This window comes from Collinsella sp. AF39-11AT (assembly GCF_003474585.1).
Classification (GTDB): domain Bacteria; phylum Actinomycetota; class Coriobacteriia; order Coriobacteriales; family Coriobacteriaceae; genus Collinsella.
Genome location: NZ_QROG01000039.1, coordinates 1 through 7,119, shown reverse-complemented (window position 1 = coordinate 7,119; position 7,119 = coordinate 1). Strand labels below are relative to the sequence as shown.

The window sequence follows — 7,119 nt, the reverse complement described above, 5'->3', positions numbered from 1 at the left end:
CCGTGGGAGGCCAGGGCGCCGCTGACCGGTGGACGGCACCGAGCCGTACGCTTGAACTGCAGAAGGGGGAGGCCTCGCGGCCTCCCCCTTTTTTGTATCTCGGGCAATTTGTCTCACATAGTAGCTGTGTTTTATAACCCTCGTTTGTCGCATCTTCTGTGAACGGGCTACAATAACTTAGTCTGTGCGATATGGAGGTGAACATGGCTGAAGCTGGTATCGGCGTTGATATCGTCGAGATTTCCCGCATGAAATCAATTCTTGAAAAGACGCCGTCGTTTGCTCGGCGTGTGTTTACCGAAGAAGAGCGTGCGTATTGCGATGCATCATCGCGTCCCGCTGCTCACTATGCGAGCCGCTTTGCTTCGCGCGAGGCGGTGCTTAAAGCTCTCGGCACGGGTTTTAGTCAAGGCGTGGGTCGCCAGGATGTTTCGGTAACGCGTGATAAACTCGGCAAGCCGAAGGCGCTGCTTTCGGGCCGTGCACTCGAGATCGCTCAAGAGCTGGGTGTTGTTGAGGTCGCTCTTTCCATTACGCTTACAGGAGACTTAGCCGTTGCGAATGCCATCGCCATTACCGAAGATGCTCGACCTAAGCCTAAGGAAGAAAAAGTGAGCAACAAGAAACGCGTTGCGCAGACATTTAAAGAGGCTCGCTCTGTTTTAGATGAGCTTGAACAGCTGCAGAATTCAGCATTGACGGAGCACCTGGGCGATGCTTCGCAAGATACGCTAGGAGCATAGATGAAACCGGTTTTGAGTACCGAAGAAGTCGTTCGTCTCGAGGATATCATCGAACGCGAAGGGACTTCGAAGGCCGAGCTTATGGAGCTAGCGGGTGAGTTTGCCGCCAACGAGGTCTTGAAGCTCAATCCCGATCGGGTTCTCGTTCTGGTCGGTTTTGGTAATAATGGCGGCGACGGTTGGGTTGCCGCCGATATCCTGAGCCACAAGGGTGTGGACGTGGATATCGTTTCTCCGGTTGAGCCGGATGAGATTCCTGCTGCTCTGGCACGTCATGTTGCTCGTCGAACTGCCGGCCGCGATGTGCACGTTTGCGTCGGTCCCTCGCGTGACGAACTCGAGGTTTTGATCGATAAGGCCGATGTTGTTGTCGATGCCATTTTTGGTACCGGTTTCCACGGGAATCTGCGTGCGCCGTTCTCCATTTGGATTCCTACGGTCAATGAATGCGCCGATTGTGTCGTATCCATTGATGTCCCCTCGGGCCTGAATGCCGAGACGGGCGTTGTTGATGACGACTGCATTCGTGCCGAGCGCACGGTGACGATGATTGCGCCCAAGATTGGTCTGTATAGCGCTGATGGTCCTGAGTATGCCGGCGATTTGATCTGCGGCAATCTTTACGACCGTCTTGACGAGGTCATCGATGATGTCGACCACGCCGCCGAGATTGTCGAGCCCGGTGACTTAGTTGATTACTTTGCTCCGCTACCATCGAATATCGATAAGTATTCCCGTGGCTCCGTGCTTATTGTCGCCGGATCAGCGCAATATCCTGGTGCTGCCATTATGGCGGCCAAGTCTGCAGCTCGCGCGGGTGCTGGTTACGTGGCAGTCGCGGCTCCTGACGCCTGCGCCAATCTCATTCGCATGGCACTTCCTTCGATTCCGGTCTTTGCTATTCCGTCTGATTCCCGCGGCTCCTTTGGCGCCGCTGCGCGCATGACGGTGTGCGAGATCGCAAAGAAGTACAGCTGCGTGCTGTGCGGTCCCGGTATGACGACGTCTGCCGGCGCTATGCAGGTGGTTTCGGGCTTGCTCGAGCTTGATGTACCGCTAATTTTGGACGCCGATGCACTCAACTGCCTTGCTAAGATTGCCATTGACGGTATTGATAGTAACCCCGAGATGTATCGTCGCGAGCAGCCGTTGGTTATGACACCGCACTATCGTGAGCTTTCTCGTCTGGTTGCCGGTGACGAGGTGAACGACCTTGGTACCGCGATTGCGGCCGCGCAGAAGGTTGTCTGGGCTGCAGGCTCCGACAATCTGGTGGTCATTGCCAAGGGGCCGACGACGGCTATCTGTGGCGTTGAGCGTGTGCTGCTGCCGCTCTCGGGTCCGGCTTCTCTGGCAACTGCCGGTTCGGGTGATGTTCTCGCGGGTATTTTGGCCGGCACGCTTGCCACCATGCGCGACGAGATGGATCGTTGGGAGTTGCTGTATTCGTACGCCGTCGCACTTCACAGCTACGCCGGTTTTGCCGCGGCGACGGAGTATGGTGAGAAGAGCGTCATCGCGACCGATCTTATCGACTTGATCGGTCCTGCCATGGAGCTGGCGGCAAAGGATGCGCTCGAAGATCTGGGAATCATGGACGAAGGGTCGGATGACTAATCATGAATAAAGCCGATTTGACGCGCTGGTCCTGGGTCGAGATCGACCGCGGGGCGCTCCGTCGCAACACGAGGGCCTATAAGAACTTGCTGAATCCGCGTCAGCGCCTGTGCTGCGTGGTCAAGGCCGATGCTTATGGTCATGGAGCTGTTGAGTGCGCCAAGATCATGTATTCGGCCGGTGCCGACATGTTTGCCGTGGCGACGGTTAACGAGGGCGTTGAGCTCCGACAGGGCGGGATTACGAAACCCGTCCTCATCCTAAGCGAGCCGCCTATCGAGGCTATTCCGACGTTGCTCGAGTTTGATATCATGCCCTCGGTCTATACGTCTGACTTTGCTCTTGCGTATGGCGAATGTGCCGTCGCGGCGGGCAAGGTGGGCAAGTATCATCTCGCCATCGAGACGGGCATGAACCGCATTGGCGTACATTACACGCAGGTGCTCGACTTTGTCCGCGGTATTAATTTCCATCGCGGTATTCAGTGCGACGGCGTATTTACTCACTTCGCCACGGCCGATGAACCTTCGGGCTGGGACTACAAACTGCAGTGTCAGCGCTTTACCGAGGCCGTTCAGGCCATTAGGGATGCGGGCTTTGAGTGCGGTATCGTGCACTGCGCCAACACGCCGTCCTCGATGCTCGACCCCTCGATGCATTTTGATATGATTCGCGCCGGCGTCGGCTTGTATGGCATGCAGCCGTGCGAGCTGAGTGGCCGCGTGATGCAGCTTGATCCCGTTATGAGCGTCCATGCGCGCGTGACGCGCGTGGCACACCCTGCGATGGGCGAGGGCGTGGGCTACGGTTTTACCTACCGCGTACCGCGTACGCGCGTTCAGATCTGCACGCTGCCGATCGGTTATGCCGATGGCCTTTCGCGTACGCTTTCCAATCGTATGGATGTGCTGTATCGCGGCGAGCGCGTGCATCAGGTTGGCAATATCTGCATGGACCAGTTTATGGTCGCCATTCAGTCCAACCCGGCACACGAGATTCCCGAGGCCGAGTATGGTGACGAGATGATCATTGTCGGCCGCGATGGCGACGCCGAGATCACTATGGACGAGATGGCCCGACTGCGCGGAACGATTAACTACGAGGTCGCCTGCGGCTTTGGCATGCGTCTCGACAAGGTCTACGTGTAGGAGCCGCTATGGGCGTCATGCACATCCCCGGCCATAGCCATCAGGCGCCGCGTGAGGTCGCACTCGAGGAGATCGAGGCCGTTCTGGGCGATTGTCACCTCTGCCAGCTCTACCAGTCGCGTCACAATATCGTGTTTGGCGTGGGAAACCCCCGCGCTCGCGTGATGTTTATTGGCGAGGCGCCGGGCCGCAATGAGGATTTGCAGGGCGAGCCCTTTGTGGGGGCGGCAGGCGAGGATCTCAACGGCATTTTGTCGCTGGCGGGGCTCAAACGCGAAGACGTCTACATTGCCAACGTGCTTAAGTGCCGCCCGCCGGGAAACCGCAATCCGCGCCCCGAGGAAGTGCTGGCTTGCTCACCGTTTTTGCGCGAGCAGATTCGAAGCATCTGGCCCGATATTATCGTGACGCTCGGCAACCCCGCGACGCACTTTGTGCTTAAGACCGAGATTGGCATTACTAAGCTGCGCGGCAGGTTCCACCAGATGGGGCATTTTGTAGTAATGCCCACTTTCCATCCGGCAGCAGCGCTACGCAATCCGGCGTGGCAGGAGCTACTGGAGGAAGACTTTAAGATGCTGGGCGACTATCTGGGGCGACATCCCGCACCAGAGGACGCCTCGGAATAATAAGGAGCATATATGTCCCTGGAGCGCCTGGGGGTAGGTACTTACAAAACGACTTGCGCTGCCGATACGGAGTACTTTGGCGAGCTAATTGCACCGTGCCTTGAGGACGGAGATGTGCTCATCCTGACCGGTGGCCTGGGAGTGGGCAAAACTCACTTTACCAAGGGCGTCTCGCGCGGGCTGGGCGATGGGCATATGGTTACGAGCCCTACGTTCGCCCTCATGGCCGTTCACGATCAAGGTCGTATTCCGCTGTTTCACTTTGATCTATACCGCCTGGAGCATGCCTACGAGCTCGAGGATACGGGCATTTTCGATGTGCTGGGCTATGAGGGTGCTTGCCTGCTGGAATGGGGCGAACAATTCCAGGACGAGCTGACGGATGAGTATCTTTCGGTGACGCTCAGGCGTGATGAGGGCGACAGCGACGTGCGAACGATAACGCTTGAGGCGCACGGTGACCGCGCAATGGAGCTTTCCCATTTGATTGATAAGGCTGTACAAGATGAGCTTGCATAACGACAACGCGCTGGTGGTGGCGCTCGATACCTCGACTGACATGCTTGCCTGCGCGGCAAGCTGGATTGATGGGCAGACGGGTGAGACGAAGCTCGTGAGTGGCGACCACATGTGTCGCCGTCACGCCAACGTTGAGCTCGTGAATACCGTTGATGGCGTGCTGGCTCAAGCCGGTCTGGATCGCAGCGATGTTGGTTGCTATGTGGTCGGCCGCGGCCCGGGGTCCTTTACGGGTGTGCGCATCGGCATCTCCACTGCCAAGGGCCTCGCGCGTGGTGCCAATGTTCCGCTGCTGGGCGTGTCGACGCTCGACGCTTGCGCTTGGACGGCGTGGAAGGCTGGCGTGCGCGGCAAGCTTGGTATCTTGGCCGATGCTATGCGCGGTGAGGTATATCCGGCGCTGTATATGCTGGTCGATGAGGGTCCCGAGCGTCAATTTGAGCGCGAACACGTGGTCAAGGCCGCCGTGGCGCTCGATGAGTGGCGCCAAGCAGCGGACTGGGGCCAGGTTCAGCTGACCGGTGACGGTCTCGTGCGCTATGGCAAGCTGCTGGGTGAGGACGAGGCCGCCCGCTGCGTGGAGCGTGACCTGTGGTGGCCTTCGGGCGAGGGCTTGCTGCTCGCGCACGCTGCGGGTGACGGCGATCCGGCCCGCGTCCTGCCGATTTACACGCGCCTTTCGGATGCCGAGGAAAACGAGCGCAAGCGTCTTGGTCTTGCTGAGAGTGCACAGAGCGAAATTACGGGTGTTGCCGATGAGCTCGCCGGTCGTCATCTGCAGTTCCGTCCCATGGGCGCGGCGGATGCCGAGGGCGCAAGCGCGCTGGAGGCTGCCTGCTTTGAAGGTGCCGGACACGAGGCATGGACGCCGGGCATGTTCCTGTCCGAACTGGGCGAGGACGTCGCTGCGCCGCGTAGTTGGTGGGTGGCACACGACGACGGCAAGCTGCTGGGCCTTGCCGGCGGTATGGTCGTGGACGGTGATGTGCAGATTCTGGATGTCGCCGTCGACCCGGCACATCGCCGTGAGGGCATTGCCCGCAAGCTGCTGTCGCATGTGAGCTATGATGCCCAGATGCTCGGCTGCACTACGGCTTCGCTCGAGGTCGAGGACGGTAACGAGGGAGCGACCGCGCTTTATAACGCTCTGGGCTTTACCGAGGCTGGCCGTCGCCGCGGCTACTATGGTGCCGGCAAGGACGCCATCGTCATGACGGCTCCGCTGCCCCTGGTGCTTCCGGTCGATAATGCTTCGCCCGAGCCGACGGCGGCAGAGCAGCGCGTATGGCCGCTGCCTGCGCCTGGGCGCTCCGAGGGGGAGCGTGCCGAAATTGAGCGCCGCCGCCTAGTGCTCGCTATCGAGAGCTCCTGCGACGAGACGGCCGTGGCGATTATCGATGCGGATGGCAATATGCTGGCCAACCAGGTGTCGACACAGATTGATTTTCACGCCCGCTTTGGCGGCGTGGTGCCCGAGATCGCCTCGCGCAAACACGTTGAGGTGATTGTGAGTGTCGTGGATGCGGCGCTCGAGGATGCCGCAGCATCGCTTGGTCTTGAGGGTGGAGCCATCGCGCCGAGCGAACTCGCCGCTGTTGGCGTGACGCAGGGTCCGGGCCTGGTGGGTGCTCTGGTAGTGGGCGTCGCCTTCGCCAAGGGCTTTGCCTATGCCGCCGGCAAGCCGCTCGTGTGCGTCAACCATCTGGAGGGCCATCTGTTCGCCAACCTGCTGGCGCAGCCCGATCTCAGGCCGCCGTTTATCTTCACGCTCGTCTCGGGCGGTCATACCATGCTCGTGCACGTGAAGGCATGGGGCGACTACGAGGTACTTGGTGAGACACTCGACGATGCTGTGGGCGAGGCCTTCGACAAGGTAGCCAAGGCGTTGGGTCTGGGCTATCCCGGTGGCCCCATCATCTCCAAGCTGGCCGAGACGGGCAACCCCCGCGCGATCGATTTTCCTCGCGCGCTTAACAGCAGGGGAGACTATCGTTTCTCGCTTTCGGGTCTTAAAACGGCCGTGACGCTCTACATCGAGCAGGAGACCAAGGCCGGGCGCACGATTCACCTGCCCGATCTGGCGGCTTCGTTTGAGGCAGCCGTCTTTGACGTTCAGTACAAGAAGGCCAAAAACGCCCTGCATGCCACCGGATGCAAGGAATACTGCATCGGCGGCGGCGTCTCGGCTAATCCGCATCTGCGCGAGATGATGATCAAGAAGCTTGGGCGTCAGGGGATCCGCGTAACGGTGCCACCGCTTTCGGCGTGCACCGACAACGCCGCCATGATCGCAGAGGTTGCCCGCCGTAAATTCGACCGAGGAGAAATCTCGCCGTTCGACGTCGACGCCGATCCAAACATGACGCTGTAGCTGGTACGGCGCGGTCCCCGGACGGAGGGGCCGGATATAAGGTTTCCTGCTCTACAGTCCTGCGCAAGACGAAGGCCACATTAAGTGGCCTT

Annotated in this window: 6 protein-coding genes; all 6 read left to right on the top strand. The window is 59.6% G+C overall.

What is annotated here, in order from left to right:
• Positions 1–203 precede the first annotated feature (203 nt).
• From acpS to tsaD, 6 genes are read left to right on the top strand one after another with little or no spacing between them, the layout of a single operon-like run.
• On the top strand, positions 204–743 hold the full coding sequence (gene acpS / locus DW037_RS10160) for a holo-ACP synthase (RefSeq protein ID WP_118373253.1): 540 nt from the start codon (positions 204–206) through the stop codon (positions 741–743).
• Positions 744–2,360 (top strand): NAD(P)H-hydrate dehydratase, encoded by a 1,617-nt coding sequence (locus tag DW037_RS10155; RefSeq protein WP_082435564.1) that lies wholly within the window; start codon positions 744–746, stop codon positions 2,358–2,360. It abuts the gene before it with no gap.
• 2 nt (positions 2,361–2,362) lie between these two features.
• A complete protein-coding gene (gene alr, locus DW037_RS10150; protein ID WP_118373252.1) occupies positions 2,363–3,508 on the top strand; it encodes an alanine racemase in 1,146 nt (381 codons plus the stop codon).
• A gap of 8 nt (positions 3,509–3,516) precedes the next feature.
• Positions 3,517–4,137 (top strand): uracil-DNA glycosylase, encoded by a 621-nt coding sequence (locus tag DW037_RS10145; protein ID WP_117565042.1) that lies wholly within the window; start codon positions 3,517–3,519, stop codon positions 4,135–4,137.
• Between the two features lie 12 nt (positions 4,138–4,149).
• On the top strand, positions 4,150–4,656 hold the full coding sequence (gene tsaE, locus DW037_RS10140; protein WP_089573670.1) for a tRNA (adenosine(37)-N6)-threonylcarbamoyltransferase complex ATPase subunit type 1 TsaE: 507 nt from the start codon (positions 4,150–4,152) through the stop codon (positions 4,654–4,656).
• Positions 4,643–7,027 carry a tRNA (adenosine(37)-N6)-threonylcarbamoyltransferase complex transferase subunit TsaD gene (tsaD, locus tag DW037_RS10135; protein ID WP_117736899.1) on the top strand — a complete coding sequence of 795 codons (2,385 nt, stop codon included), beginning with the start codon at positions 4,643–4,645 and terminating at the stop codon, positions 7,025–7,027. Before tsaE ends, tsaD begins: the two co-directional genes overlap by 14 nt.
• The last annotated feature ends 92 nt before the right edge of the window (positions 7,028–7,119 follow it).